The following is a 25,889-nucleotide window of genomic DNA, read 5'->3' as shown; positions in this document are numbered from 1 at the left end:
AAGTTACCCTCAACGTCACTGGCTCTTACCTGTCCTGTATATCAAGCGTACATGCTGCGCTCGATGATGTATCACTACATGAGAGAGACAAGTTATGAAACCACTTAAGCGCACCCGAGACATTACGCCTCTGCCTTCGCGCAATTTTAAAATTACCGTCGATGATCAATCTGTTGAGGCCTGTGAAGGGGAAACCGTGTTGTCGGTTTTACTTGCCGCCAACTATGCCAAAGTGATGGAAAACGACCGCAATGTTGCATCAGGTGCCTACTGTGGCATGGGGGTATGCCATTGTTGCCAGGTGAAGATCAATGCTAAGCACAAGCAACGTGCCTGCCAGACTTTAGTTAAGCCACACATGTCGGTTGAAACCCTGACCAACCGTTTCAAAGAAGAGGGGATCAAACATGACTAGCCAGACGCACGACAAGGTGGTGATCGTTGGTGGCGGTCCTGCGGGGACTGCTGCGGCAGCTGAATTAGCACGTCATGGATTAAAGTCAGTGATCATTGACGAAGCACCTAAGCTGGGTGGGGTGATATATCGCGGTCCACTGCGCAAGACTGACTCATTGCCGCACCTGGATGACAACCTGAAGCGCGCCATGACGGCATTGCAAACCCGCTATCAGGCGCACCGAGAGTCCATTGAAGTCAAAACGCAGACCCGGGTGCTTGGTCCGGAAGGCAGTAATCAACTTTTACTCAGTGATGACTCGGGGTTGAGTCGTCAGCCCTATGCTCATCTGATCCTGGCAACCGGTTGTCACGAGCGCAGTATCCCTTTTCCTGGCTGGCAGTTACCCGGCGTTATGTTACTGGGCGGAGTGCAATTGCAGCTGAAAAGTGGTTTGGTCAGGCCGGGACAGCGTATGGCGTTGGTGGGCACCGGACCTTTATTGCCTCTGGTTGCCTGTCAGTTGCATAAAGCGGGTGTCGATGTGGTGGGTGTATATGAAGCCAGCCCATTTGCCAAGCTGGCGAAAGAGGCCGTTGCCTTGCTGAATAAGCCCAAGTTAACGCTGTCGGGCATGAGCATGATGAGTTACCTCAAAAAACACAAAATCCCGTTCAAATATGGTTGGGGCATTGTCAGTGCGCAGGGCGAGGAACAGCTTAGCAGTATTCATGTTGCGCCATACGATAGTCAGTGGCGACCTCAACGTGACCTGGCTGAGCAGGTGGCAGTCGATGCCATTGGGGTGGGGTACGGATTCGTGGCACGGACCCAGCTTGCTATGTTACTGGGCCTGGAACACACCTACAGTAAAGTCAGTGGTTATGTGCCTGCACTGGATGAGTGGCATCAGAGCCAGAATCACAGTGCTTTTGTAGTGGGTGACAGTAATGGCTTGCTGGGGGCTGATGCCGCCATTTGTGAAGGTCAATTGGCGGCATTACGTCTGGCCTGGCAGTGCGGAAAGATCACAGAATCTGAGCTGTTCTCGCGGGCTACAAAAGTTAACAACAAGCTGGCGCGGATTAAAAAATTCCGTTTTGGCTTTGACCGGTTCTCAGATCGTCAACCCGGCTTATTGTCTCTGGCGCAGCCACAGACCGTGGTTTGTCGCTGTGAGCAAGTGCGCAAGGAGCAGTTGGATGAGGCCATTGCGCAAGGCGTTAAAGACATCACCAGCCTGAAGATGCGAACCCGCATTGGTATGGGAGACTGCCAGGGGAAAACCTGTAGTTCCTACGCGCTGGATTACCTGCATCAGGCAGGTCTGACAGAGAACATTGGCGTGATCAAGCCACGTTTTCCTCTTGATCCTATCCCCTTTACCTTAATGGAATGAACACAATGAAAAAATATGATGTTGTCATCGCTGGTGGCGGTGCAGTGGGTGCGGCGTGCGCATACTTTTTGAGTCGCGATACAGATTTAAAAATCGCATTAATTGATTTAAAGAAGCCTGGCAATGCGTCGCGCGCGTCAGCCGGGGGATTGTGGGCCATTGGTGAGTCGGTTGGTCTTGGATGCGGAGTCATTTTCTTTAAAACTCTGTCTAAATTGCACAGTGAGGCACAAGGTAAGGAAGTGCCGGTAATGCGTCCGCACCAGTTGCCGGATTGCTTTTTTGAGTTTGCATTAACGTCTAACAACATGTATCCGGCATTGCACCAGGAGATGCTGGAGAAGCACGGTGTTGACTTTAAATTTGAGCGCACTGGGCTGAAATTTATCATGTATAACGAAGAAGACAGACTGTATGCAGAGCAGATCACTCAGGGGATCCCTCACCTGGCTGATCAGGTACGTTGGCTGGACGCTGAGCAACTCAAAAAAGAAGAGCCCTATGTGACCGACGATGCCATCGGTGCCATTGATTTTATTTGTGATCACCAGGTAAACCCGTATCGACTGGTCGACGCCTATCTGGAAGGCGCACGTCAAAATGGGGTGTCTTTGTATCTGAATACTGAAGTCACCTCGGTGATCCGCAACGGCAATGTTGTGGAAGGAGTGAAAACGAGCGATGAAGTCTTTTTCTGCGATACCCTGATCAATGCCTCCGGTGCCTGGGCTAACGAGTTATATCAGCAAGCCACTGGTCGTACTATGCCGGTGTATCCGGTGAAAGGACAAATCGTGCTGTCGGAGCGCATGCCAAAGATCATGAACGGCTGTATCAGTACCAGTGACTGTTACATTGCACAAAAGGACAACGGTGAAATCCTGATTGGTTCATCGACAGAAGAGAAAGGCTTTGACACCACCAATAGCCTGGACAAAATTCAGGAGCTGTCGCAGGGAGCGATGAAGTGTTTGCCGATATTAAAAGAGTCGAGCATTAAGCGTTGCTGGGCTGGGTTACGTCCGGGCACTCCGGATGAGTTGCCAATCCTGGGTCCGGTCGAGGGGGTAGAAGGTTACCTCAATGCTTGTGGTCATTTCCGTACCGGCATTTTGACATCGGCTATCACGGGTCAGCTGATGACCGAACTGATTATGGGCAAAACACCGTCATTGGATCTGACTCCGTTTAGTGTTGAGCGTTTTGAAGAGGCTGAGCAAAAGGCTGGTTAAAACTCATAAACAGGGAGGACGCACTGGGTGCAAGGATGTACCTGAATTTACGCTATTTATTGCAATTTAATTAATAAAAATGAAAGTAATAATCAGTATAAAAACTTCATTGATTACTCCTTAACACCTGGCTGCATTCGTGGTACAGTCCTCGCGCTTAAGTTGTTATAATATATCATAATGAAGGACTGATAATGAAACCCTTACACTCTGCGTGTCGTTTAAGTGTACTCTCTTTGTCTCTCGCTGCGGCATTTTCTGTGTCTGCTGACAGTACTATTGAAAAAATTGAAGTAACCGGCGAGCGCCAGGCCTACCGTGGTGACTTTACGCATTTGCAATCACCAGAATCGTTGTTCGAATTTGACTCTGAATTAATTGAACAAACCGGTGTGACAGGATTAACTCAGGTATTGGATATGTCGGCGTCGGTCAGTCGCCAAAATAGCCTGGGTGGCCTGTGGGATAGCTTTGCGATCCGCGGCTTCTTCGGTGATGAGAATGTGCCCAGTGGTTATCTGGTTAATGGATTTAATGCGGGGCGTGGATTCTCTGGCCCTCGTGATATTTCGGGTATTGAGCGGGTTGAAGTGCTTAAGGGTCCAAAAGCGGCCTTATTTGGCCGTGGTGAGCCGGGTGGTTCAATTAACCTGGTGACCAAAAAGCCGACTTTCCAGTCTTCCAGCGAATTTGAACTGACAGCGGGCAGCCGCGCCCACCGCCGCCTGGAAGGTGACGTGAATGCGGTGTTGTCTGAGTCGGTCGCTGGTCGCTTTATTGGCTTTTATCAGGAAGAAGACAGCTTCCGTGACACCATAGAAACGCAAAAGCATGGTGTGATGGCATCATTCGTGTTCGACCAAAGTGCCGACTCAACCTGGCATTATGACTTTGAGTATGCCGAGCAGGAAATCCCGTTTGACCGCGGTATTATCGCGCCAAATGGCAACTTTGACTTTATGCCTATCGAACGTTTCCTGGGCGAGCCGGGCGATGGCCCGACAACGACTATGGTACATGGTCACCAGCTTAACTGGGTGTACGACCTGAACAGTGACTGGCAGCTTAGCTCAGCACTGGCATACAGACAAACTGAGCTGGACAGCCTGTCTAGCGACGCTGATATTGCGCCGTCCAGACAAAAGCTTTACTTAGATTTTCAGACCCTGACGCGTCAGCACAGACAGCGCGCTTATGATACCGATCAGTATGTGGCACGTTTTGAATTGGCTGGGGATGTCACGACAGGCTCAATCAAACACCACATCATTGTGGGTGTTGACTATGACCGTTTTGAGTTTGACAGAGACTATCGGGTTGCCCGCGCACCAGCACTAAGCACCAACCCAACCGATGCACAGCTTTATGCCATTAATATTCATCAGCCAGTGTATGGTCAGCATACACCGCCAACGCCAACCCCGGTGATTGTGCGCCAGCAAAACCAATGGGCAACCGGCTTCTATATCCAGGATCAGATAGCCCTGACAGACGCATTCCAGGTGCGTATTGGCGGTCGTTTTGACTGGCTGAAACAAACTACAGACGACAAGATCAGAATGCAGAGCGCAGATCAGTCTGAGCAACACTTTAGCCCGCAGCTGGGTCTGGTATATCAGTTCAGTGATAACTGGTCACTGTACTCAACTTATGGCGAAGGTTACCGTCTGAACTTTGGTACTGACTACAAAGGAGACGGCTTTGATCCGAACCAGAGTGAGTCAATTGAGTTCGGCAGTAAGTGGTCTTTGCTCGACAATAACCTGGACATCACGCTGGCCTATTTTGACAGTGAGCAGACCAACATCATCGTTGCTGATATCAATAACCCCGGCTTTAGTGCTGCCATTGGCCAGGCTACAAGCCAGGGCATTGAGCTGGACGTGGTGGGTCAGTTACCGGCAGATGCGCAGATCCAGTTCTCATTTACTCACCTGGATGCACAGGTTGATAAAGATTCCATTGATACCGGTCTGGGTGTGGCCATTAAAAAAGGCGACGACCTGCTGAATATCCCAGAGAACGCAGCCAGTATTCAGCTGAGCCAGCAATATTCGGTATTTGGTAATGCCTTGTCAGCGGGTGTAGGGGCTCAGTATGTGGATGAGCGACTGGGCCAGCGTGGTACTGACTTCTACCTGCCTTCCTACGTTACTGTGAACTTGTTTGCAGAGTATGCGATCAGCGACCGCTGGTCAGTAAAGGCGCAGGTACATAACGCCTTTGATCGCAAGCACTTCACCAACTCATACTCTCAGATGTGGGTACAGCCGGGTGAGCCGCGTAAGGTATTAGTGTCGACCTCATATCAGTTCTAATTTAGCCCACAGACCTTTTGAGTCGTTTAATGTGCCCTGGTGCTCCCTGCCTGGGCACATTTTTTTGTTTAAAATTCAGCTTCTTTTAAAGCCTGAATAGAAACAGCCCGGCACTGATTGCCGGGCTTTTTGATGCTAGGCCAACAGACGCCTGATTGGTCTCAGTAAGGAGCCAGACACCCCTTTGATATCTTCGAGCATCACATACATACAAGGCACCATGATCAATGTTACCCCGGTTGCAAACAACACCGAGAAGCTCAGTGATATGGCTGTTGGGATCACAAACTGTGCCTGCAGGCTCGACTCAAACATAATCGGCACCAGTCCCAAAAAGGTGGTGAGTGAGGTGAGCAAGATGGCCCGGAAACGGCCAATTCCAGCGCGGATAACCGAAGTTTTAATATCCAGGCCTGCTGATCTGTGGCGGTTGATCACATCTGTCATGACCAGAGAGTCATTGATCACCACTCCTGCCGCCGCAACAATACCAAAGACTGACATCATGCTGAGGCTATAGCCAAGCAGGTAATGTCCCCACAGTGCGCCGACCACGGAAAAGGGGATCACAGACATAACCAGGACAGGTTGCAGGTAGCTTTTCAGCGGTAGTGCAAGCAAACAATAGACGACCAGTAACCCAACCAGACCAAATACCAGTACCTCACTTTGCTCTTGTCGCTGTGCTTGCAGTGTGACGCCGGGCTGAGTAGTCAGTCCCGGGTGGGCCTGAGTCAGTTCGCTCAGCAGCTGTGACTCTATGTGTTCGGTTACGTGGGCGATACTTGTGTATTGTTCGTCCACATTGGCACTGATGGTAGCGACCTGATAGCCCTGCTCGCGACTGATGCTCGAAAAGCCAGGTACTTCAACGGTGCTTGCCACATCGCCAAAGAACACCTGTTCGCCATTTGGCAAAGTGATCAGCGTGTGGTCGAGAGCGCTCAATTGCTGACGGTCGGCCTGTGCACCTCGCACTTTGAACACGACCTCCTGACCTTCACGCATGACGCGCTGCACTTCAAGCCCATAGAATCGCGCCCCCACTTGTCGGGTAACGTCTTTTGCGCTCAGGTTTAGCTGATGCGCCAGTGGTTTAAGTTGGATCTGATATTCAGTCTGCGTACTATCAAGTGAGGAGTAGACGCTGTGAACACCGCTGATCCTATTCAGTTTGTCGACCATTGCCCGGCTGGCCTGATAAAGGGTTTCAGCATCGCTGGCAAACAGGCGGTACTCCAGATCCGTTTTCTCAGTAATGTCGATCACATCGGATTCTATAGTCAGCTTTTTTACACCAGGTATATCTGGTAATTGTTCCCGCCAACGTCTGGCTAGTTCAAAAGTATCAAACGGGCGCTCTGCTTCTGGCACCAGAGGAACGACTACTTCGGCCTCGGTCAGGTGATCGATGCGGGTATACATCACATCCATCATTGGCTTACCAGTCTGGGTTCGGATATCTTGCTCAACACGATTAATCAGGGTTTCTATTTGCTCAACGGCGGCCAGGGTGTGTGCTTCGGACACACTGTGATCCATCTGAATATTAATTGACGGATAATCATGAGGCACTTTTGGAACGGGCGTAAAGCGCAATAAGCCACTGATGATGAGACAAATTGCCAGAACCAACAAACACATAAATCCAACGATGACCGCATAGCGATAGTGAATACAGTGCTTGAGTAACGGGGCATAATGGTTGTTCAGCAGTTGTTGAAGTTTGCTGTTAAAGCGGTTGCGCCAGTGATCAGCTGGCTTGGGCGGTAAACGGGTTGCTGCCAGGTGTGCAGGCAGGATGAGCTTGGATTCAATCAAGCTGAAAAACAGACATAAAATACACACACCAGCGATGGCTATGAACTGTCCTGAATTAGGACCGCTACTGAACATAAAGGGCATAAAGACGGCGATGGTGGTCAGTACGCCGAAGGTGGCCGGCATAGCCACTTTTTGTGCTCCTTTTATCACCTGCTGTGGAGAGTGGCCATTTGACTCAACTTCCTCGCAGACGCTTTCGCCTATTACTATGGCGTCGTCCACAACAATACCCAGCACCATGATAAAAGCGAATAAGGACACCAGATTCATGGTGATCCCGAATAGCGGCATCAGCCAGAAAGCGCCCAGCATGGAAACAGGCAGACCCAGCATCACCCAGATAGCAAGCCGGGTACGCAAAAATACGGCGAGCACGATAAACACCAGAATGGCCCCCTGAGCGAGGTTTTCCAGCATCATATTGAGGCGACCCTGCAAGTAGAAGGTCACATCAACAAACTCGTAGATGTTGATGTGTTCAGGCAGTACCTCACGTTTGTAGTCAACATAAGCTTTAACCTGAGCAACCACATCGGTGAGCGACTGCTCTTTGGCCGCCAGGACCATGATGTACACGGCCTGCTCACCATTAAAGCGCCCGGCATCCAGAGTTTCACGGAATCCATCTTTGATGGTTGCGATATCGCGTAGTTGTACAGTTTCACCTAAAGGGCCGGTGATAATGGGTGTGCTGGCCAGTGCTGAGCCCTGATAGCCTCGTTGTGCCAGTCTGAGGTAGATGTTACCGCGCGCGGTTTTTATTTCACCAGCTGACACATTATCGGCCTGTGTCTGAATTGCACGCACTACATCTGACAGGCTGAGATTGTATTCTCGTAATCGAAGTGGTGACAGCTCAATCGCGACTTCATAATCGGGAATGGCCGAGAGATCGACGTGTGCAATCCCGTCAAGTTGCAGTAACTCTTCTTTTAATTCATTTCCGAGCTTTCTCAGTTCGAGTGGGTTATCCGGACCGGATAACACAACGCTCAGCGCGCGCTGACGCTGTGCGCGCTCAACAATTTGCAGTGGCTCCATGGCGGGTGGAAAGGTGGCAATGGCATCCAGCTTCATTTTGATTTCATCAAGACGATGGGCTAAAACCTGGTCGTGTTCCAGCTCTATTTCAACTCGCCCACGCGACGGCGTTGCCTGGCTGGTGAGGCGTTTAATGCCGACCTGAGGTTTGAGTGCCTGTTCAATCTTAAGCAGTATATTTTCTTCGACTTCTTTGACCGATGCGCCCAGCTCGGTGGCAGTGACAATAATTTTATTGTTGTCGGAGACAGGGAAGGTTTGTCTCTGGATCCCCTGATAGCTCAGCAAACCCATGCAAACGATAAACAGCATCAGCAGGTTCGCGGCGACCGGGTGATGAACAAAATAGCCGATCAGTTTACTTGGCTGGCTCATTGCTTGTCTCCTTTAACAGCCAGCTGGGTATGTGGGGCAGGGGCGCGCACTTGCATACCCGTTTGCGGATAATCAGGTAGTTGAGTGACCAGCTGATAATCTGAGTGGGGGGGGGCACTGATCAGTACACTGCTGTGTTCTCTGCGCAGCACCTTAGCGGAATATTTCAGTAGCTTTTGCTCTGGGCTCAGTAACCAAAGTGTGTCGTTTTTAACCCATTCCTGAGGTACTTTCAGGACGTTTTTGAGTGTGATACCGGCTATTTCAGCCTGTAAAAACTGCCCAAAGTGTACGGCTGGCAAAGTGCTGTGCAGTGCATAAGGATCGTCTATTCTGATCACATAGTAGGCCATTCGGGTGGTATCGCTGAGCAGGCCGGTATGGCGCGTGAGTGTGCCGGTGCGCTGGTTGTTTCCATCTGCTATCCTGACATCTGCTATTGGCAGGGGTGGCAAAAAAGGCTGGTCAAACTGAGCGACGGGCACATGCAGTTCACCATAACTTAGGTTGACCAGCAGGCCAAGTGGCTGACCTGCCTGAATAACCTGACCAAGGCCGGTATCGCGTTTTGCAACCAATGCATCGTAAGGGGCGTAGTAGTGAGTACGTGCCAGGTTCTTTTGGGCCTGTGCCAATTCTGCTTCCGCTGCTTTTAGGTGCGCCCGGGCGCTGGCAACCTGAGGTTTTCTGAGTGCAAGATCGGTGACATGTGCACTGGCAGCCCATTCTTTCTTTGCCACATCAGCCAATGCAATTTGCTCAGACAAACGAGTCTGCGCCAGTGCAAGCTCTGCCTGTTTATTGAGTAACTGAGTTTGATAATCAAATGGGTCAAGTCTGGCCAGCACGTCCCCTTTTTTTATAATCCCACCTTCAATGAATCCGGCGTTGAGCCAGGCAATTTTGCCCGGGAGTTCAAAGGCAATGTCTGTTTGCTCGGCTGGTTTTAAGACCCCTGACAAGTTTAACGTGGTTTGATGATCTGTGGGTATCAAGGCTGTACTCGATACTTTTGGCAGCACGGCTTGCTGAACCTGATCCTCTTTAGGGGATTTAGCGAGCGTAACTAAAGCAACACAGGCTGAACTGCCCATAAACAGGACCAGGAGCAGGGCAACAGAACGATGCTTAAGTAGATGATAAAAAGACTTATTTTTATTTGTGTCCATGGTAATTTCCCTGCTTGTCACTTAACTTTCATCGTAAATTATTTGTTTTTTAATTTTATTAAGTGACTCACTTAACTAAAAATTGTTGAATAAAGTGGTTTACACATAAATAACCAGTAAGTTATGTTATAACATAAAATCGGAACAGTACAGCAGTGACTTACTTATGACTATCGCGAATCACGTAGGGATCCACGCCTCGCAAATTGTGGACGTTTATGAACAAATTCATAGCATGGAAACGCTGACCATCAACGCCCAAACCATGGCCGTCTTTGATCGTTTTCTGGGTTTACTATCCAATGAACACGGCAGTGAGTTTGCTGAGCAGGTTCTGGCACAAGCCAAAATTAAGGCTATTAAACCTCAGATCCAGCACTTGTTTAGCCTGGCTTCCAGTATGTACGAGCGACACTGGGCGGAGCGTCTTGTTAACAGCGATACGCCTGAGCAGGTACTGCGTGAAGAGTATCCGTACTTCAAACACTATCAACGTGCCACGGGACTTGAAATTAATGCCATTAATTCGCTCGCGATTGAGCCGGTAAAGCGGGTCCTGATGGTCGGCTCTGGTGCTTTACCGCTGACTTCTATGGCGCTGTATAACGCCGGGTTGCAGGTTGATAACCTTGATATTCAGCAGGATGACCTGCTGCTTGGCAAGCAAGTCTGCGGTGCTTTGTCGGCTGACAATCAGATGGGCTTTATCCACAATGATATCTGTGAACAGGCCGAACTGGCCCAGTACGATGTGATCTGGCTCGCCGCCCTGGTTGGAGATGCGCAGCTCAAAGATAAAATTATTGCGCACTTGTATGAGCAAATGCGTCCGGGCGCGCAACTGGTGGTTCGCACTGCCTTTAATCTGCGTACCCTGTTATATCCAAGTGTTGATGAGGCCGGACTGGCACCATTTCAGTTGAAACTGAAGATCCAGACCTATGCTGATAACTTTCATTCTATTTTGATTGCTCACAAGCCGGTTTAGTTGTCATGTCGATTGTTACCTCTTATCTGAGGCTCAGCGCGGAATATCGCTGGATGCTCATCGCAGCCTTTGTGTTTAATCTTGGTTTTTATATGCTGATCCCGTTTTTAGCGGGTTACCTCAAACAAGACTTGCTGCTGAGCGCCACCCTGGTTGGACTGGTTTTGGGTGTGCGCTCTTTTTGCCAGCAAGGATTGTTTTTGGTTGGCGGTCTGCTGGCCGACTTGTTTGGCGTGAAGAAGCTGATAGTGATTGGGTGTTTACTTCGGGCACTTGGGTTTTGCCTGTTTTTGTTCTCTCAGATCACAGAGGTGCTGTTTTTAGCTGCTTTTCTGACCGGGTTTGCTGGTGCCTTGTTCACGCCTGCTGCACAGTCTTATTTTTCCAAACAAACCGAGCTGAGTCGTGCGCAAATGTTTGCGCTGGTAGGCGTGGCCAGAAATGGCGGAGAGCTATTGGGCCCGGTGTGTGGTTTGTTGCTTCTGAGTGTCAGCTTTGACGTGTTATGTGTGGTCTCAGCGTTACCCTTTGCAATGTTTGCGTTACTGTTTACCGTGCTGTTGCCAGGTAAACAGGCTAAAACGAGCAACGCGCCAGCAAAGGAAACCTCAAAAGAAGGCGGCGTATCAGCCATGATTGCTGGTGTGCTGGGGAACCGCACATTCATCACCTTTTCGCTGATCATGTCGGGCTACTTTATGCTGATTAATCAGATCTCATTTGCTATTCCGCTACATATCGTCAATCAGTCAGGCACCCCGGGAGATGTCGCCTGGGTGCTAACTTTGTGTGCACTTATCTCTATTTGTTTTCAATTTCCGGTCACGCGGTTGTGCGAGCGTTATCTTTCTCCTGATCAGTGGATCAGCATAGGTATAGCACTAATGGGGCTGTCTTTTGCCACCTTAATACCGGTCTGGCCTTATCAGAGCGGTGTATTGTATTACCTGCCAATGAGCTTGCTTGCCGTCCTGTTTACGCTTGGCACTATGGTGAGTTTCCCTTTTATCATGAGCCAGATTTCTGTGCTGGCAAAGGATAAGTCGGTGGCCACACACTACGGATTTTTCTATTTATTTGCCGGAATCGGGTTGATAGCAGGCAGCGCCGTGGTGGGAGTGGCATTCGATTATGCCAGCGTAAGTGACGATCTGGCCTGGTATTGTCTGGTCGTGATCGGCTTAGGTACTGCCATATGCAATACACTGTTTATGTCAACACACGATGTTCATACCCAAATTCAAACAACCAGCCCAAACACATCAAAGTAAGGATTAACCATGATTCAACTTACTCAAGCGCAGCAACGAGCCTATATGTCAGACTATCTCGAAAATGGCTGGCGTGAGGAGCGTATGTCTTTTAGTTCCGTCTCTTTAGAGCCCGGTTATATCGACGGTCGCATTAATGTTGAGCATTTTCAAATGCCCGGAGATGGCCGTTTTCATTTCAGTGCGCAAAGTGCCATGATCTGGATCTCTCAGCTTGGTATTATCTACGGCTGCTGGGACAACCAGCTGACCGAGAAAGTGGGAGAAGTTTACCTCAGAGATCTGGACATTAAGTTCAAGCGCACTATCAATACAACCGAAGAGGTTCGCTTTGAAGGCTTCTTCCCTAAGCACTGTAAAAAGCGTTTGTCGGATAATCTTGTGTATTACAAGAATGGTCAGATCCACGTTGAAGGCGGCGCTTTTACAGGGACTGCGAGCTTTTTGGTACCAATAGGTTAATACCTCAGGGAAATAAAAACTGTTCCTATTTAGTTATTTGGTGTTATGTTATAACCAAACGTGATGTTGATTACGTCTTACCAAACCGCCCATGCTTAGTGTTCAGGTCTCTATCGAGACAACACGGCGTGCGCGGTTTTTATTGTATCAGGGAGTACTATTTGTGTTAGAAGCCATACAGTTAACCAAATCATTTGCAGATAAACAGGTGATCAGCGAGCTGAGCTTTAAAGTCGAGCAGGGCGAGATAATGTGTCTGCTGGGTGCCAATGGCGCGGGGAAAAGCACCACGCTGAATATCTTTCTAAATTTTTTACAGCCCGACAGTGGTCAGGCGTTGATCGATTCAGTGGATGTGCACCAGGGCCCCAGTTGTAAAGATAAGCTGGTGTATTTGCCCGAGCAGGTTAATTTGTATCAGGAATTCAATGCCATTGATAACCTGAAATATCTGGCGAGCCTGTCGGGATTATCCGTGAGTGAGGCACAGATCCATGCGGCGCTCGATGAAACCGGTCTGGAACAAAATGCCCGTAAACAGTCGTTGAAAAACTACTCAAAAGGCATGCGACAAAAGGTTGGTATCGCCTTTGCGATTATGCGCCAGGCCAAAGTGTTATTGCTGGATGAGCCGACATCCGGACTGGATCCCAGTGCGACGCTGGAATTTATCCGCATTATCGAGCGACTGGCAAAAAAGGGCGCAGCTATCTTGATGGTGACGCACGATTTTTACTGCGCGCATACACTGGCCGACAAAATCGGCATTATGGATAAAGGCAAACTGCTGACCCTGCTGGATAACAACAAGCTGCCGTTGAGTAGTCTGGAAACTACCTACCACGAACTTATTTCAGGGAAAACGGCGATACGTGCAGCCAGCTAATGCTGTAACGTCGATGTTTAAACAGGAATTGTCTTATCTATGAATAATAAAATAATGCAGATCTGTCGCCATGAATTGGCCAGTAAACGCAAAAGTCCCAGCCTGTGGCTGCTCTTCTTTATGATCCAGTTATTACTGGCAATTGCTTTATTTACCGGCTGGCAGCAGTACCAACACAGCGTACATACCCAGACCAAAGCGCAGGAAATTGTTGAGCAACAATGGAATGCACAACCAGACAGGCACCCTCATCGGGTGGCGCATTTTGGTCACTTTGCGTTCCGTCCTCCCAGTGCGCTCAGTTTCTTTGACCTGGGTGTGAATGCCTGGGTGGGTGACAGTATCTTTTTGGAGGCGCATAAACAAAACAGCGCCAATTTTGCCAACGATCAGGATGGCGGCACCTTGTTACGGTTTTCTGAGCTCAGTAGTGCCAATATTTTGCTGATCATCTGGCCATTGCTGATTATTGCGTTGGGGTTTGCCAGCGTCAGTGGAGAGCAAAAGAGTGGCACGCTCAGACAGCTTATGTCTATGGGCGTGTCGTTCCGTGAGTTAATCACTGGCAAAAGTCTTAGCTACCTGCTTGTATCTGTTATGTTTATCTTGCCAGTGTTTGTACTGGCACTGGGTCTTGCAGCAGGTACCGGTGCACAGTTTTCCGCAGAAGCACCGCTCAGGCTGTTGCTGTTATTTGGGGCTTACCTGCTATATTGTCTGTTCTGGATCGCAGTAACACTCTTAATTTCAAGCCTGGTGAAAGCCCCGAAACAAGCGCTTGTACTGCTGACGTCTATCTGGTTTATTCTGACCATTCTGATGCCACGTATGCTGGCGGAATTTGCCCATCATCAGTATCCACACCAAAAACGCAATGACTTTGAGCTGGCAATCAAGCTGGATAACCGTAAAGTCGGAGACAGTCATAATCCAGACGATCCCTACTTCAGTAAATTCCGCGAAGAAACCCTGAAAAAATATGGCGTATCTTCAGTCGAGGAATTGCCGGTTAACTATAAAGGGTTGGTGATGCAGGAAGGTGAAAAGCTCAATGCCGAGATTTACAAGAAGCATTATCAGCAGCAAGTCGCACAATTTGACGCGCAGCGCCAGTTTGTCAGTCAGTTCTACTGGATCAATCCCTATTTGTTTGTGCGCGATTTTTCAATGGCATTAACCCGGACAGATACCCGACACTTTTTGGATTTTGAGCAGCAAGCTGAAGCGCACCGATACGCGCGGATCCAGAAATTGAATCAGTTACACACTCATGAGATCCACCATCACGATGATAGAGCACAGCGGGTTGATAAATCCTATTGGCAGGAGTTTGATGCGTTTCATTACACCTTGCCGAAGCTGAGCTGGTCATTGAGCGCGTTTTCTCTGGCCTGGGCTTTGCCGCTGTTGGCGGTTATTGCCCTGTTTATTTTCCTGAACTCAAACGGGATGCAGAGGAGGATCTATGCTGCTGTTTAAACTCGAATGCAAGCGTTTGTTTGCCGGCACCATTAACAAGCTGGTTTTGGTGTTATTTATCATCTCGGGGGTGTTTGCCATCTACCAGGGCGCGCTTGGTTACAAGTCGGTACGCATCGACCAGTATAAATCTATGGTGGTGTTTCAAAAAGAGCGGGAACATGTCAATAGCCGTGAAACGCTGCCCGCTCCGGGATCTCTGGCGTACTATGCCAGTGCCCCGACTGAGTGGAAGTTGAGCCCCTGGGCCGCTTTGTTTGTGGGCGAGACTCCGTCGTCTATGGTGGCCACGAAAATTCGCGCAACGGCATTGCAAAGCCAGATTTTCAATCGTGAGATTGTTAATCCGGCTCAGCAACGGGCAGGTGGCCTGGATCTGGGTTTTGTGCTGGTTTATTTTCTGCCTCTGGTGATAGGTATACTGACAGTGACTTTGATTTCAGACGAGCAACATGCGGGCCGCTGGCGATTGCTTAACGCGCTGCCTAACAGCGCATTTGGGCTACTTGCCAAGCAGATTGCGCTGCGCTTTATGGTCATCTGGTTGCTGGTGGTTACCTTGTTACTCAGCGCTGCACTGATATTGTCTTTGCCGTTTGATGGCCTATTCTGGATAGTGCTGGGGGCGACCAGTTTGTATATGATGTTCTGGTTTGCACTGGCAACTTTAATCATGAGTTTTGGTAAAAACAGTGTGGTGAATAGTCTGGCTTATCTGAGTAGCTGGGTGGTACTGGCACTGCTGATCCCCGGGGCTGTGCACTTGTATTTGTCTGGTCAATACCAAAGCGATGCGCCGCTTGAGATCACACTTCAACAGCGCATGACACTCAACGATGGCTGGGACAAGGACAAGCAAGCCACGCTGGACGAATTTCTGACGCACGAAACACCGTGGCAGAATACCGCGCCTCTGGGCGAGGCATTCGACTGGAAATGGTATTATGCGCAGCAGCATATGAGCGATCTGGCGGTGCAAACTCTTGTTGAAGCGCATATACAGAACAATCAGGCTCGCCAGGCCCGGTTGCAAACACTGAGTGTGTTGTCTCCGGCTTTATTCTTTCAGCTTTCGCTGAATGAACTGGCCCATACCAGTAGCGGTTATCAGTTGAAATACCAGCAACAAGTCGCTGATTACCACCGTGCCATGCGTCATTTCTTCTATGACTTTATGTTTTTTGATAAGCCAGTGACACGTCAGGATGTGGAAGATTTTCCACTGTTTAAAGCGCAGGCGATGGAAGCGGCCAGTGGGCTGTGGAAATTGCTGGTCAGTGCTTTATTTGTACTGGCCATCACTGCGCTGTCGGTCGTCAGGATCCGGCAGCTAAAACCGCTTTAACCTTCCTCACATCATACGGGCGGTATTCGCCCGTATGTACTATCCAGGTAACATGAATAATTGGCGAAAAAGGGTGTTGTCGAATTAGCTCACGCACAGTAGGATGATTGTTTCCAACATTTATCCAATTCGCTAAGGGATGTGCATGTTATCACTCAGATTATTTGAACCTTCAGATGAACAAAGCCTGGTTCGCTATTTAAACAATCCTGTTACGGTACAGTATTTGTCGCCTAAAGTGCCGTTTCCTTACACTGTGGCTGATGCACAATGGTGGATCAATACAGGGAGCAAAGAAGGGATAACGCGTGCCATAATTCTGGACGGTGTGCTGATCGGGTGTATCGGCGCGCGGCCAGGTACGTTCGAGTATTGCCGTAGTGCAGAAATCGGCTATTGGCTGGCTGAGGAGTATTGGGGGCTGGGCATTACTGGCCGGGCACTTGATTTGTTGATGACCGAGGTTGAAGCAACAACAGAGATGGTCCGGCTGGAAGCGGTTGTTTTCGAGCAAAATACCCGTTCATCCCGGGTATTGGAAAAAGCGGGGTTTGAATTTGAGGGCGTACGCCGCAAAGCAATTTATAAAGATGGCGAGTTGTTTGATGCGCGTTTGTTTGGCAAGGTATTTGAACAAAATTAGCAATCAGCTTACGTATAGAGCGCGGCTTTTCAGCCAGCGTTTTGTCCGTCACTTTGCTGAGCTGACCTAACTCACTTGAAGCGGTGTACTTCACAGAACTCAAATAAATAGTAGGGTTATCGCTTCACTACGAGTTTCCTACCAAAGACGGACTGCAGGCCCCGCAGCCCGTCAGTGCATCGCTTTTTATTGGCCAAGGTTAAACCGGAAGGCTTTAGGACTGAGCTGCTTTACCTTTGGAATAAAATACCGAATATCGTAAATGTCGTCGTAATGATGCCAGTGCAGGCCTTCATCATCTGTGTCTGAAGCCCCGCTGTGCCAGGGCTCCAGGGGGTCACTCAAAAAGCTCACATGCAAATGATTTTTGTGATTGTCTTTGACCTGAGTCACCCCGGTCAGGTTATCGGCAAAGATGATTTGGGTTGCGCCAAGTTGTACCAGTGCATCAACCAGGCTTTGTGTCGCCTGACGATCATACGCCGCATCGCCAACGCTAATGGGACCAGCATGCGTGCCAAGCGGGCGAATGTCGACGGTGCCGCCAAACTTATGAGTAAAGTGGGGAGGATTTATGCCGCCCCAGCGCATGGTCGCACCGGTAATGGTTAAGTGGTCTGGCATGCCCGCGGGTTTATTTGGTTTGGCGTGCCAGGCGCGGCCGAGGCTTTGCAGTGCCGACAATAAGTCCGGGTGCAAATGACGACCAACTAACCCAGCAGTAGTGAGCCCCTGAGCGGGCGTATCCGGGATAGCAACCAGCCCGGTTACGGCACATTTAACGGTTAGGGTGAGTTGCTGCGTGCCTGCCCGGGCAACAAACTGATCTGAGCCCGGTATGCTGTCGTTACCACAACTGTGAAAATTGTTTATCGAGACGCTGATTTGTCCGCGCGCATCCGTGACCGGGCTTGATATCTCAAACGGTGCTTTCAGACGAAACAGACCTTGCTCAATGCGGGTAAGTACTTTAGCCCGTACGCTGCTGCTAAATCGCGCAGCCATGTCAGTGGGTTCGCGCCACAGTGGTGCAGTCAGGGTAAGCGGTTCCGTGCTGATTTCGACTGGCTCACCCACAATAGGCTGACCCTGAGCATTCGTTAATGTGAGCGTCCACAAGGCAGTATTGCCATTTTTAGGGAAGAGGGTAACTTCCGTGGCATTTTCAAGCCACTGCTGGCCAAAGTAGCCTTTACCGTCTGGCGTCATGATCAGGCCATCATAGTAAAACTGACTGGCAAAGGTGGGGGTGTTTAGTGTGTGTGCAAAAGTGGGGCTGCACAAACCCAGTGCTGCGCTTAACAGCGCAATCCGTGCTTTCATGGTGACTCTCCTTGAGTGGTTCTCTCAAGGCTAGCAGTTCAGGGGGATGTGACAAATTTATGAAGATGCATATTTTTCATGCATTGGAATTGGAGTGAAGGAACAGAAACGAAAAAAGCGAGCCTTAGCTCGCTTTTCTTGCAAAATGCGTAGTAATTAAAGAACTACGATTTTGTCAGCCTGAGGACCTTTTTGACCCTGAGACACTGTGAATTCTACGCTCTGGCCTTCAACCAAAGTTTTGAAGCCGTCGCCTTGGATAGCGCTGAAGTGAGCGAATACGTCAGGGCCATTTTCCTGAGAAATGAAACCAAAACCTTTAGACTCGTTGAACCACTTAACTGTACCAGTAACTGTGTTAGACATAGTATTAACCTGTAATATAAATAAAAATTAACCTTCGATAGGTGTGAATGCATCAAAAGTAGAGGTGAAACTTAAATACTGCAGGTTGCGTTACGAAGTGTAAGACAACGAATTGTAGGATGTAAATATCGACTTTCTTTCTAGCGGCCTTTACTCTACAGAGACTAACCGGGCCTGTCTAGTACTATTTGTACAAATTTTAAATTTATCGCCCTGGGTACTGTGAACAAAGTTGCCCACAGTACCCCAGAAAAACCCGCAGAACATCAGGTCGTTGATTATATTTCGTCAATAACCTGAAACGCACGATACTCATCAAAGGCAAATTGATCAGTCATACCGCTGATGTAGTCAATGATTAATCTGACTCTGAGGTAAAACTCCTGTTCCTGAGGGTCAGGTATAATGGCGTTCATTGTGTCACTGTTGAGTGCGCTCCGATAGGCCTGCTTGTGTTTCTCGGGTAACTTTTTGAAGAGTCTGGCGGAGTATATCGGGATCCTGGAAACATAAGTCGTTGCCGGTATCTCGATGTTCATGAGTGTAGCAAATTGATTTTTACCCAGATGCAGGAGTGGTTCATACACGCTCAGCAGCCCACTGATAACCCGATAGCCCTGTAACTCTCGCCCTTCGACCTCTGGGTGGGCAAAGGCCAGCTCTCTGGCGACCTCTTTAAAGGTTTTAATAAGCAGGTGGCAGTCACTGCCATCTTCAATCAGGGCCTGATTAAATTGGCCACGCATCACAGCATCAAAATTATCGACGAATTGCCTTGCGGCATGTTGTGGCAGTTTCTGGTTAACCTGAACCCGCAAGAACACAAAGAACTGGCTGTGGTTGCCCGCAATTTTTTCTGTTCTGTCTGTGGCTTTTTTAATGATGTCGGCCATCAGTGTTTGTTCTGAAGCGGGCAAACTGGCACTGAGCGCCTGATAGGTATCCTGCAGGGCGGTTTTTAGTTGCTGATAGCTCAGTATGTTTTTTTCAACGGCGTCTTCCAGATCGGCCATGCCATAAGAGATGTCGTCCGCGGCTTCCATGATGTAAGAAAAGGGAGAACGACAGCCCGGTGCGATATCCAGTGCATGTCTGAGTTTGCCAACATACTCCTGCTCACTGAGATAAAAGCCCACTTTCTTTTTCAGGTAACTGAGTGTGTCACCCTCTCCCGGGGCGACTTCAGTGCCGCAACGGGTGTATTTCATGATCCCTGAAGCTTGTGAATAGGTCAGGTTCAGGTTCAACAGTGTGTGCACCAGGCGGATCCCTTGCGCGTTGCCCTCAAAGTGAGTTAAGTCTCTGAGTACGTCGGGGCTCATTGCCTTACCACTGAGTTTTTTGTAGATACCGGCAATATGCTGTCCCAGCCAGTCGCTCAGCGCTGCCTCGCCAAAGTGACCAAACGGTGGGTTACCTATGTCGTGCATCAGGCAGGCCATTTCGACAATGGACTCCAGCATGCGCTCATGATCGCTATCAGGAAGCAGACTGCTATCTTGCTTATTGAGCAGCTCACAGATCAGCTGACAGATGTAGCGCCCGGCCTGCTGTACTTCTAATGAGTGCGTCAATCTGGAGCGTACCGCAGCGTTCCGCTCTAGCGGAAAAACCTGGGTTTTTTGTTGTAACCGGCGGATTGCAGCCGACGTAATAATGCGGTTTCGGTCACTTTCAAATTGTTTGCTTAGCTTGCTTGAAAACTCGTAGGGGCGATCCGCGCGGATCTTACAGTTGAAGGTCGTCACCATGTTTCCTTATGATTTAATTCATATCCCTATGTTGTCTGTTTTTTATCCACAAAGCAACACCTTAGAGTTTTATGCTAAGGGTTTCTTAAGCAAGTCTAGCAGGGCCTGTGGGACAAATTTACGGGATGTCGTAATGGCGTAAAAGTGCTCAAAAATGGGCAGCTGACTGTGATACTGCTCCAGCACCCCCTGGGCTATTTCATCTTTCACGACTACGGGGGGCAACACTGCAAGCGCGCCACTGTCTCTGGCCAGCAGGCGCAACATCGCCATATCATCTACCTCGGCCTGAATATCCGGCGTGTATTGATGAGCGGCGCATAAGGCATTGAAGGCAGAGCGGATCTCTGTGGTTGGCCCGGGCAGTACCCAGCGCACTTTGTCATAGCCTTGTGGAAAGTCACTTTTAATGCCGGCGCCCTTCGGGCCGACAATGGCAACCTGCTGGCGCGACACCAGTTGCGTATGCCAGCGGGTTTCATTCTGGCTGGCGAGACGGTTGGTCAGCACCAGATCCAGTTCATGGTTGCTTAATCCTTGTAACAGGGTATCCATGTCGCGGGTGGTGAGGGTAAAGCTGATATACGGGTCATACAGCAAAGGGCTGATAAAGCTTTCAATGAAATTTCGCGACAGGGTAGTTTGCACGCCAATCGACAGGTGTTGCCGCTCGGTGGCCACACCTTTGAGTAAAAAGGATTCGAGCTCTTCACCTTTGTAAAAGATATCGTCGGCATAAACCAACACCTGCTTCCCGGCATCAGTCAGGATCAGCTTACGTCCTTGTTTTTCAAATAATGAGACACCCATCGTATGCTCAAGCCGTTTGATCTGAATTGACAGGGCGGATTGCGAGATGTGCACATCCTGAGCGACCTGCGTCAGGCTACCTGCTTTGGCAACACGCCAGAAATAATAGAGGTGATGATAGTTAAGCCGGCTCATATGAATGTTATATAAAATATATGGTTTAGTTAGAATATATATATTTTTTATATCTTTCAACGCCTGACATACTGTGCCTGTTCTGAATGGAGTGGGATAATTATGTCAATATCGTTAATGATGATGCTCGCCATCACGCTCAGTTTTGCGCTCAGTGCCTGGTATTGCGGCCGTGCTATTCGCATCAGCAGGCCGTTTGTCAATGTATTGTCTGGTTGGTTACTGGTTTTATTGATTATGGCCATTGCCGGGCAGGGTGTTGAGACCCCTTTTCTCCCTGAAAGTAGGTTTACACAGTGGGTGTATGTGACGCCGCTGGGCCTGATCATGTCTGCCCTGGTGGTGTTTATGGCCATTATTCTGATGCGCTTTTCTCTCAATTACATGGCCGGTGAGCCGCGTCTGGGCGTTTACTGGCGTTGGCTACTGGGCACGCTTGCGGCTGTCTCTCTGGTGGTGATGAGTAATCATCTACTCTTGCTGCTGCTGGGCTGGACTGTGATTAGTCTGGCGCTTCACCAGTTATTACTTTTCTATCCCGAGCGCCCCCGAGCTGCACTGGGAGCACATAAAAAGTTCATTCTGGCCCGTCTGGCTGAGCTGGCGTTGCTGATTGCCGTGCTGTGCTTGTACCAGGCGCACGGTACCTTTTTGCTGACCGAGATTCTGGCACATTATCAGGGTCCCAACCCTGAAGTCAGTGTTTACACCCAGATTGCCGCAGTCATGCTGGTAATAGTCGCACTGATGAAATGTGCGCAGCTGCCGGTGCACGGCTGGCTCATGCAGGTGGTAGAAGCCCCTACGCCAGTCAGTGCTTTATTACATGCGGGTGTTATCAATCTGGGTGGTTTTTTAATGATAGTGTTTGCGCCTGTGGTGATGCAGGTTGCAGCCGCCCAGTGGTTGCTGTTACTGACAGGCGGTCTGACAACGGTGCTGGCGGCGCTGATCATGACAACCCGGGTAAGCGTTAAAGTGCGGCTTGCCTGGTCGACCAGTGCACAAATGGGTTTGATGTTGGTTGAATGTGCGCTGGGGTTATATGAATTGGCATTGCTACATTTATTAGCTCATTCAGTGTACAAAGCGCATGCTTTTCTTAACTCCGGGCATGCGGTTCGGGATAACCTGCAAGCCCGTCTGGCGGCCCCTGTTACGCCGTCGCGCACACGCTGGCTGGGTGCGGCGCTGCTGAGCGTGAGCTTGGTTGCCGTGACATATTGGTTCGTGGGGCAGGGTACGGCGCTGAGTATGTGGGCCCTGCTGGCAATGTCATTTACGCTGCTTCTGGCGCAGCGCAGCAGTGCGCATCATAGCCTTCCCTGGGCAGGTGTGCTGGCAGTCTGTGTCGTGCTGTTGGCCAGCTATGCTGCAATGAAAACTCTGTTGGCTCACACTGTGTTTGCTGAGGTCTTTCTACACGAAGCTCCCATGAGTGCAGCCGATAGTGTGGTGATGATGTTGTTTGTCAGCTTGTTTGCGTTGAACTGGTTGTTGACCTACAGAGCAGCGGATCCTCGGGTGCAAAGGGTATCAGTGGTGCTGTTTGCCGGTTTATATCTGGATGAGTGGTGGACCCGTCTGACACTAAAAATCTGGCCTGTGAAGTTACCTGCACCGGTTAAAGTGCAGCGCGCGGCCAAGCGCCCGTATGGATTAATTCAGGAGTCTTAAGATGGCAAGAGATATTCGCACACTCACCCAACCACAACTTAGCGCGATTCAAACCGCTTGTCTGAAGCTTGCACCCAGCTGGCCGCTGGACCAGATGATTGCGGTCAGTCCATACTGGCCAATGCGTGATGAGCCAATTGAGCAGGTCAGTGCGCGGCTCAGTGCGCTGGGCGGTATTTCGATGTTGATGCCAGCCAGTGACTATCTGGATTGGTATCGACGTGGCCTGATCACTGAGCAGGCCCTGCAAACGGCACTGGCGGAGTCCGGACTTGGGATCAGTCTGGGTGAGCTGGTCCAGACGCTAGAGCGCACACCGGAGCATGCGCCGTGGCAGCCTTTGTCAGCGCTGCTGGACGAACACAGAGCGCGTCATAAAATGGCCTGGCGTGACGAAATCATACATCAGATCAGCCAGTTTTGTGCTGCACATTTTCAGCAGGCACAGCCGATGCTGCATAGCGGCGCGCAGCCTGAACTTTATGCCCACTGGCTGGCGGTGAGTCAGCGTGATAGGGGACTCAGCATTGTGCTGGATGAGCCCGACCTGCACCGCTATTTTGCGCAGCTACCAGATGACCCGCAGACGCTGATAGCCCAGGCGCTGGACACCTTTGGCATAGAAGACGATCAGGTCGAATTGTATGCCCATGCCATGTTGCTGGATATCAGTGGATGGGGAGCCTGGGTCGCCTACTTACGTTGGCAAGGTGAACTCAGCAATGCGCCACAAGATCAGACCCTGGCGCTGCTGGCAATTCGGATGGCCTGGGAGCTGGTGTTGTGGCGTTATCAAAAGACACAATTTCCTGGTTTTTTTGCGACTTTAGCGCATGCATGGAAGCAATCTATTGCCCGGCTGACGGATTTGCCAGCGCAACATCAAACACAGCAAAAACCGCTGTGGATCTGGGCCAGGGCGGCTGAGCTGAGTTACCAGCAGCAGCTACATGGCGTGTTGAGCCGCCCGGGCAATTTATCGGCTCAAGCCATCCAGTGCCAGGTCGCATTCTGTATTGATGTACGCTCGGAAATCTATCGTCGGGCATTGGAAGCGCAAAGCGATACCATACAGACTATGGGGTTTGCGGGCTTTTTTGGCTTGCCAATTTCATACCAGCCGCAACAGGCTGATGTGAGCCGTCCTCAGTGCCCGGGCTTATTAATGCCCAGTCTGGTGGCCTCTCATGCGCAAACCGACAAGCATGGTGCCGCCGCTCTAAACGCCGGCGCCCGTTGGCAGGCATTTTCGAAGTCGGCCACCGCGTCATTTTCTATGGTGGAGTCGGCTGGGTGGATAGATACATTTAAATTACTGAAAAAAGCGTTTTTTGCCTCTGAGCAAGTGCATCCTGTCGATAAGTTATCAAACAGTCAGAGCTGGTCGTTGACGCAAAATGGCGAGGAGTTAAGCGCGCAGCAAAAGGCCGGGCTGGCCGCCGGTGTATTGCATGCGATGGGATTTGAACACTTCGCACCAACCGTGCTGTTAGTTGGTCATGGTAGTCAGTCGACCAACAACTTGCAAGAAGCGGGACTTGGGTGTGGCGCATGTGGTGGTCAAAGTGGTGAAGTCAACGTCAAAGTACTGGCCTGGTTGCTGAATGATAAGGCGGTACGGGCTGAATTAACTGAACTTGGGGTTGAGATCCCTACGCAGACCCGGTTTGTGGCAGCGCTGCACAATACCACCACAGATCACATTCGCTGTTATGGCGAAAAACCCGATGCTCAGATAGAGTCCTGGCTGTCGCGCGCAACGGCTGTGGCACAAAAAGAGCGCGCGGCAAAGCTTGATGCACAGCTGGCTGATTTTGATCGGGAAGCTCTGGATCAGGCTTTGATAGCCCGTAGTCTGGATTGGTCTCAGACGCGCCCGGAGTGGGGACTGGCCAATAATGCAGCATTTATTGTCGCCCCACGCGACTGGACCCGGGGATTAGATCTGCAGGGGCGCAGTTTCTTACATGATTATCAATGGCAGCATGATACTGATTTTAAGGTGCTCGAAACCATCATGACCGCACCTATGCTGGTGACCCATTGGATCAACATGCAGTACAACGCCTCGACCACAGATAATTTGCATTTTGGTAGTGGCAATAAGGTATTACATAACGCGGTTGGCGGTAATATTGGTGTCTTTGAGGGGAATGGCGGAGATCTCAGGACAGGCCTTGCAATGCAGTCGTTACATAACGGGCACGACTGGATGCATCAGGTTCAGCGATTGTCCGTCTATGTGGCGGCGCCTAAATCGGCAATTAAAGACATTGCTTCATGTCATGAAGTGGTGCAGCAGTTGATCGATAACGAGTGGTTGTACGTATTTCAGTGGCAACCGTCGGGCGAGATAAGTCGTTTTTACCAGCAGCGCTGGTGGCCTGTGCCTGCACCCGCAGACAGGCAAAGTGAAGAACAGAAAATAGTACAGTGTCTTTGATTTCTGGTATGCATGATACCAGAACAAAGCTGTGGGGCACGAAGCGGCAACCTCCGGGTTGCCGCTTTTTTTATTGTCAATCGCCTTGGTATATTTGCCTGAGTCTGCCAGAGTTAAGAGTACCTGTGTTAATTTCAGCATGGGCTGAGGGAATGAATGCGAGCGTCATCAGCACATAATTTGGGAGTGAGCATGTCGGGAGATATCGTTAAAATTCAGGCCGGGCACTGGTCAGAAACACAGCTAAAACTCAAAGCGCTTAGCGATAAAATGGCTGAACTGGAGCCTTTGGTACTTGAAGCTGCTGAGCAACTTAGTTCTGACAACCAGACCCTTGATATAGAGAAACGTCGGGCATTGGCACAACAATTAAAAGCCGTGTTATCTAAAGGCACACCAACCAGTGAGGTGTAAGCTGCGATAGAAGTGCAGGAATTAAGCATCTTATTTAAGCTCGGATAAGGCTGACAGGGTTTCTCTGTTCAGCCTTGAATCCACCATTTAACCGTCCTCAGTTATCTCACCAGGCGCTGGCCAGAAAGACAGCCCTACTCA

The 25,889-nt window shown here is 49.9% G+C and carries 20 protein-coding genes; 14 read left to right on the top strand and 6 right to left on the bottom strand.

What is annotated here, in order from left to right:
* Positions 1–94: 94 nt before the first annotated feature.
* The 4 genes from PRUB_RS09900 to PRUB_RS09885 all read left to right on the top strand — a co-directional run bounded on the left by PRUB_RS09900 (position 95) and on the right by PRUB_RS09885 (position 5,346).
* Positions 95–415 (top strand): 2Fe-2S iron-sulfur cluster-binding protein, encoded by a 321-nt coding sequence (locus PRUB_RS09900; RefSeq protein ID WP_010385820.1) that lies wholly within the window; start codon positions 95–97, stop codon positions 413–415.
* Positions 408–1,796, top strand: coding sequence for an FAD/NAD(P)-dependent oxidoreductase (locus tag PRUB_RS09895; RefSeq protein WP_010385821.1), 1,389 nt, complete (start codon positions 408–410; stop codon positions 1,794–1,796). Before PRUB_RS09900 ends, PRUB_RS09895 begins: the two co-directional genes overlap by 8 nt.
* 5 nt (positions 1,797–1,801) lie before the next feature.
* Entirely contained in the window at positions 1,802–3,028 is a 1,227-nt protein-coding gene (locus PRUB_RS09890) for an NAD(P)/FAD-dependent oxidoreductase (RefSeq protein ID WP_010385823.1), read from the top strand.
* Positions 3,029–3,222: 194 nt separating this feature from the next.
* Positions 3,223–5,346: a TonB-dependent siderophore receptor gene (locus tag PRUB_RS09885; RefSeq protein ID WP_010385825.1), complete on the top strand. Its 2,124-nt coding sequence runs from the start codon at positions 3,223–3,225 to the stop codon at positions 5,344–5,346.
* A 135-nt stretch (positions 5,347–5,481) separates the two neighbouring features.
* Here the strand turns inward: PRUB_RS09885 and PRUB_RS09880 are convergent, their stop codons facing one another.
* Positions 5,482–8,586 (bottom strand): efflux RND transporter permease subunit, encoded by a 3,105-nt coding sequence (locus PRUB_RS09880; RefSeq protein ID WP_010385827.1) that lies wholly within the window; start codon positions 8,584–8,586, stop codon positions 5,482–5,484.
* The gene (locus PRUB_RS09875; protein WP_010385828.1) at positions 8,583–9,755 is read right to left on the bottom strand and encodes an efflux RND transporter periplasmic adaptor subunit; all 1,173 of its coding nucleotides are present in this window, start codon (positions 9,753–9,755) and stop codon (positions 8,583–8,585) included. The genes PRUB_RS09880 and PRUB_RS09875 overlap by 4 nt, the downstream gene beginning before the upstream one ends.
* A gap of 166 nt (positions 9,756–9,921) precedes the next feature.
* On the opposite strand from PRUB_RS09875, the gene PRUB_RS09870 reads away from it, so the two are divergent.
* The 7 genes from PRUB_RS09870 (at position 9,922) to PRUB_RS09840 (ending at position 16,829) form a co-directional block, all read left to right on the top strand.
* Positions 9,922–10,743, top strand: a complete 822-nt coding sequence (locus tag PRUB_RS09870; protein ID WP_010385829.1) for a nicotianamine synthase family protein — start codon at positions 9,922–9,924, stop codon at positions 10,741–10,743.
* Positions 10,744–10,748: 5 nt separating this feature from the next.
* A complete protein-coding gene (locus PRUB_RS09865; RefSeq protein WP_155946283.1) occupies positions 10,749–12,014 on the top strand; it encodes an MFS transporter in 1,266 nt (421 codons plus the stop codon).
* A gap of 9 nt (positions 12,015–12,023) precedes the next feature.
* The gene (locus PRUB_RS09860) at positions 12,024–12,476 is read left to right on the top strand and encodes a hypothetical protein (RefSeq protein WP_010385831.1); all 453 of its coding nucleotides are present in this window, start codon (positions 12,024–12,026) and stop codon (positions 12,474–12,476) included.
* 163 nt (positions 12,477–12,639) lie between these two features.
* Positions 12,640–13,362, top strand: a complete 723-nt coding sequence (locus tag PRUB_RS09855) for an ABC transporter ATP-binding protein (RefSeq protein ID WP_010385832.1) — start codon at positions 12,640–12,642, stop codon at positions 13,360–13,362.
* A 39-nt stretch (positions 13,363–13,401) separates the two neighbouring features.
* The gene (locus PRUB_RS09850) at positions 13,402–14,841 is read left to right on the top strand and encodes an ABC transporter permease (RefSeq protein ID WP_010385833.1); all 1,440 of its coding nucleotides are present in this window, start codon (positions 13,402–13,404) and stop codon (positions 14,839–14,841) included.
* Positions 14,828–16,186 (top strand): DUF3526 domain-containing protein, encoded by a 1,359-nt coding sequence (locus PRUB_RS09845; RefSeq protein WP_010385835.1) that lies wholly within the window; start codon positions 14,828–14,830, stop codon positions 16,184–16,186. The genes PRUB_RS09850 and PRUB_RS09845 overlap by 14 nt, the downstream gene beginning before the upstream one ends.
* A gap of 145 nt (positions 16,187–16,331) precedes the next feature.
* Positions 16,332–16,829 carry a GNAT family N-acetyltransferase gene (locus PRUB_RS09840; protein WP_010385837.1) on the top strand — a complete coding sequence of 166 codons (498 nt, stop codon included), beginning with the start codon at positions 16,332–16,334 and terminating at the stop codon, positions 16,827–16,829.
* Between the two features lie 186 nt (positions 16,830–17,015).
* Here PRUB_RS09840 and PRUB_RS09835 read toward each other — a convergent pair whose 3' ends face one another.
* From PRUB_RS09835 to PRUB_RS09820, 4 genes are all read right to left on the bottom strand, one after another.
* Positions 17,016–18,152, bottom strand: coding sequence for a hypothetical protein (locus PRUB_RS09835; protein WP_010385839.1), 1,137 nt, complete (start codon positions 18,150–18,152; stop codon positions 17,016–17,018).
* 156 nt (positions 18,153–18,308) lie between these two features.
* Complete coding sequence (locus PRUB_RS09830; protein ID WP_010385841.1) at positions 18,309–18,518, bottom strand: cold-shock protein; 210 nt, start codon at positions 18,516–18,518, stop codon at positions 18,309–18,311.
* Between the two features lie 278 nt (positions 18,519–18,796).
* The gene (gene dgt / locus PRUB_RS09825) at positions 18,797–20,269 is read right to left on the bottom strand and encodes a dGTPase (RefSeq protein WP_010385843.1); all 1,473 of its coding nucleotides are present in this window, start codon (positions 20,267–20,269) and stop codon (positions 18,797–18,799) included.
* A 69-nt stretch (positions 20,270–20,338) separates the two neighbouring features.
* On the bottom strand, positions 20,339–21,214 hold the full coding sequence (locus PRUB_RS09820) for a LysR family transcriptional regulator (RefSeq protein WP_010385845.1): 876 nt from the start codon (positions 21,212–21,214) through the stop codon (positions 20,339–20,341).
* A 102-nt stretch (positions 21,215–21,316) separates the two neighbouring features.
* Between PRUB_RS09820 and PRUB_RS09815 the strand changes: the two genes are divergently transcribed.
* The 3 genes from PRUB_RS09815 (at position 21,317) to PRUB_RS09805 (ending at position 25,748) form a co-directional block, all read left to right on the top strand.
* Positions 21,317–22,891: an NADH-quinone oxidoreductase subunit L gene (locus PRUB_RS09815; protein WP_010385847.1), complete on the top strand. Its 1,575-nt coding sequence runs from the start codon at positions 21,317–21,319 to the stop codon at positions 22,889–22,891.
* Position 22,892: 1 nt separating this feature from the next.
* Positions 22,893–25,334, top strand: coding sequence for a YbcC family protein (locus tag PRUB_RS09810; RefSeq protein WP_010385849.1), 2,442 nt, complete (start codon positions 22,893–22,895; stop codon positions 25,332–25,334).
* Positions 25,335–25,526: 192 nt separating this feature from the next.
* Positions 25,527–25,748, top strand: a complete 222-nt coding sequence (locus PRUB_RS09805; protein WP_010385851.1) for a hypothetical protein — start codon at positions 25,527–25,529, stop codon at positions 25,746–25,748.
* Positions 25,749–25,889 lie beyond the last annotated feature (141 nt).

The sequence above is a fragment of the Pseudoalteromonas rubra genome, assembly GCF_000238295.3.
GTDB lineage: Bacteria > Pseudomonadota > Gammaproteobacteria > Enterobacterales > Alteromonadaceae > Pseudoalteromonas > Pseudoalteromonas rubra.
Note: the sequence above shows the minus strand (reverse complement) of the source record. Positions and strands in the feature narration are given on the sequence as shown.

What these genes read in the sequence shown, in the direction of transcription:
- PRUB_RS09900 (WP_010385820.1), top strand. Translation starts at nt 95, where the DNA reads ATGAAACCACTTAAGCGCACCCGAGACATTACGCCTCTGCCTTCGCGC.
- PRUB_RS09895 (WP_010385821.1), top strand. Translation starts at nt 408, where the DNA reads ATGACTAGCCAGACGCACGACAAGGTGGTGATCGTTGGTGGCGGTCCT.
- PRUB_RS09890 (WP_010385823.1), top strand. Translation starts at nt 1,802, where the DNA reads ATGAAAAAATATGATGTTGTCATCGCTGGTGGCGGTGCAGTGGGTGCG.
- PRUB_RS09885 (WP_010385825.1), top strand. Translation starts at nt 3,223, where the DNA reads ATGAAACCCTTACACTCTGCGTGTCGTTTAAGTGTACTCTCTTTGTCT.
- PRUB_RS09880 (WP_010385827.1), bottom strand. Translation starts at nt 8,586, where the DNA reads ATGAGCCAGCCAAGTAAACTGATCGGCTATTTTGTTCATCACCCGGTC.
- PRUB_RS09875 (WP_010385828.1), bottom strand. Translation starts at nt 9,755, where the DNA reads ATGGACACAAATAAAAATAAGTCTTTTTATCATCTACTTAAGCATCGT.
- PRUB_RS09870 (WP_010385829.1), top strand. Translation starts at nt 9,922, where the DNA reads ATGACTATCGCGAATCACGTAGGGATCCACGCCTCGCAAATTGTGGAC.
- PRUB_RS09865 (WP_155946283.1), top strand. Translation starts at nt 10,749, where the DNA reads ATGTCGATTGTTACCTCTTATCTGAGGCTCAGCGCGGAATATCGCTGG.
- PRUB_RS09860 (WP_010385831.1), top strand. Translation starts at nt 12,024, where the DNA reads ATGATTCAACTTACTCAAGCGCAGCAACGAGCCTATATGTCAGACTAT.
- PRUB_RS09850 (WP_010385833.1), top strand. Translation starts at nt 13,402, where the DNA reads ATGAATAATAAAATAATGCAGATCTGTCGCCATGAATTGGCCAGTAAA.
- PRUB_RS09845 (WP_010385835.1), top strand. Translation starts at nt 14,828, where the DNA reads ATGCTGCTGTTTAAACTCGAATGCAAGCGTTTGTTTGCCGGCACCATT.
- PRUB_RS09840 (WP_010385837.1), top strand. Translation starts at nt 16,332, where the DNA reads ATGTTATCACTCAGATTATTTGAACCTTCAGATGAACAAAGCCTGGTT.
- PRUB_RS09835 (WP_010385839.1), bottom strand. Translation starts at nt 18,152, where the DNA reads ATGAAAGCACGGATTGCGCTGTTAAGCGCAGCACTGGGTTTGTGCAGC.
- PRUB_RS09830 (WP_010385841.1), bottom strand. Translation starts at nt 18,518, where the DNA reads ATGTCTAACACAGTTACTGGTACAGTTAAGTGGTTCAACGAGTCTAAA.
- dgt (WP_010385843.1), bottom strand. Translation starts at nt 20,269, where the DNA reads ATGGTGACGACCTTCAACTGTAAGATCCGCGCGGATCGCCCCTACGAG.
- PRUB_RS09820 (WP_010385845.1), bottom strand. Translation starts at nt 21,214, where the DNA reads ATGAGCCGGCTTAACTATCATCACCTCTATTATTTCTGGCGTGTTGCC.
- PRUB_RS09815 (WP_010385847.1), top strand. Translation starts at nt 21,317, where the DNA reads ATGTCAATATCGTTAATGATGATGCTCGCCATCACGCTCAGTTTTGCG.
- PRUB_RS09810 (WP_010385849.1), top strand. Translation starts at nt 22,893, where the DNA reads ATGGCAAGAGATATTCGCACACTCACCCAACCACAACTTAGCGCGATT.
- PRUB_RS09805 (WP_010385851.1), top strand. Translation starts at nt 25,527, where the DNA reads ATGTCGGGAGATATCGTTAAAATTCAGGCCGGGCACTGGTCAGAAACA.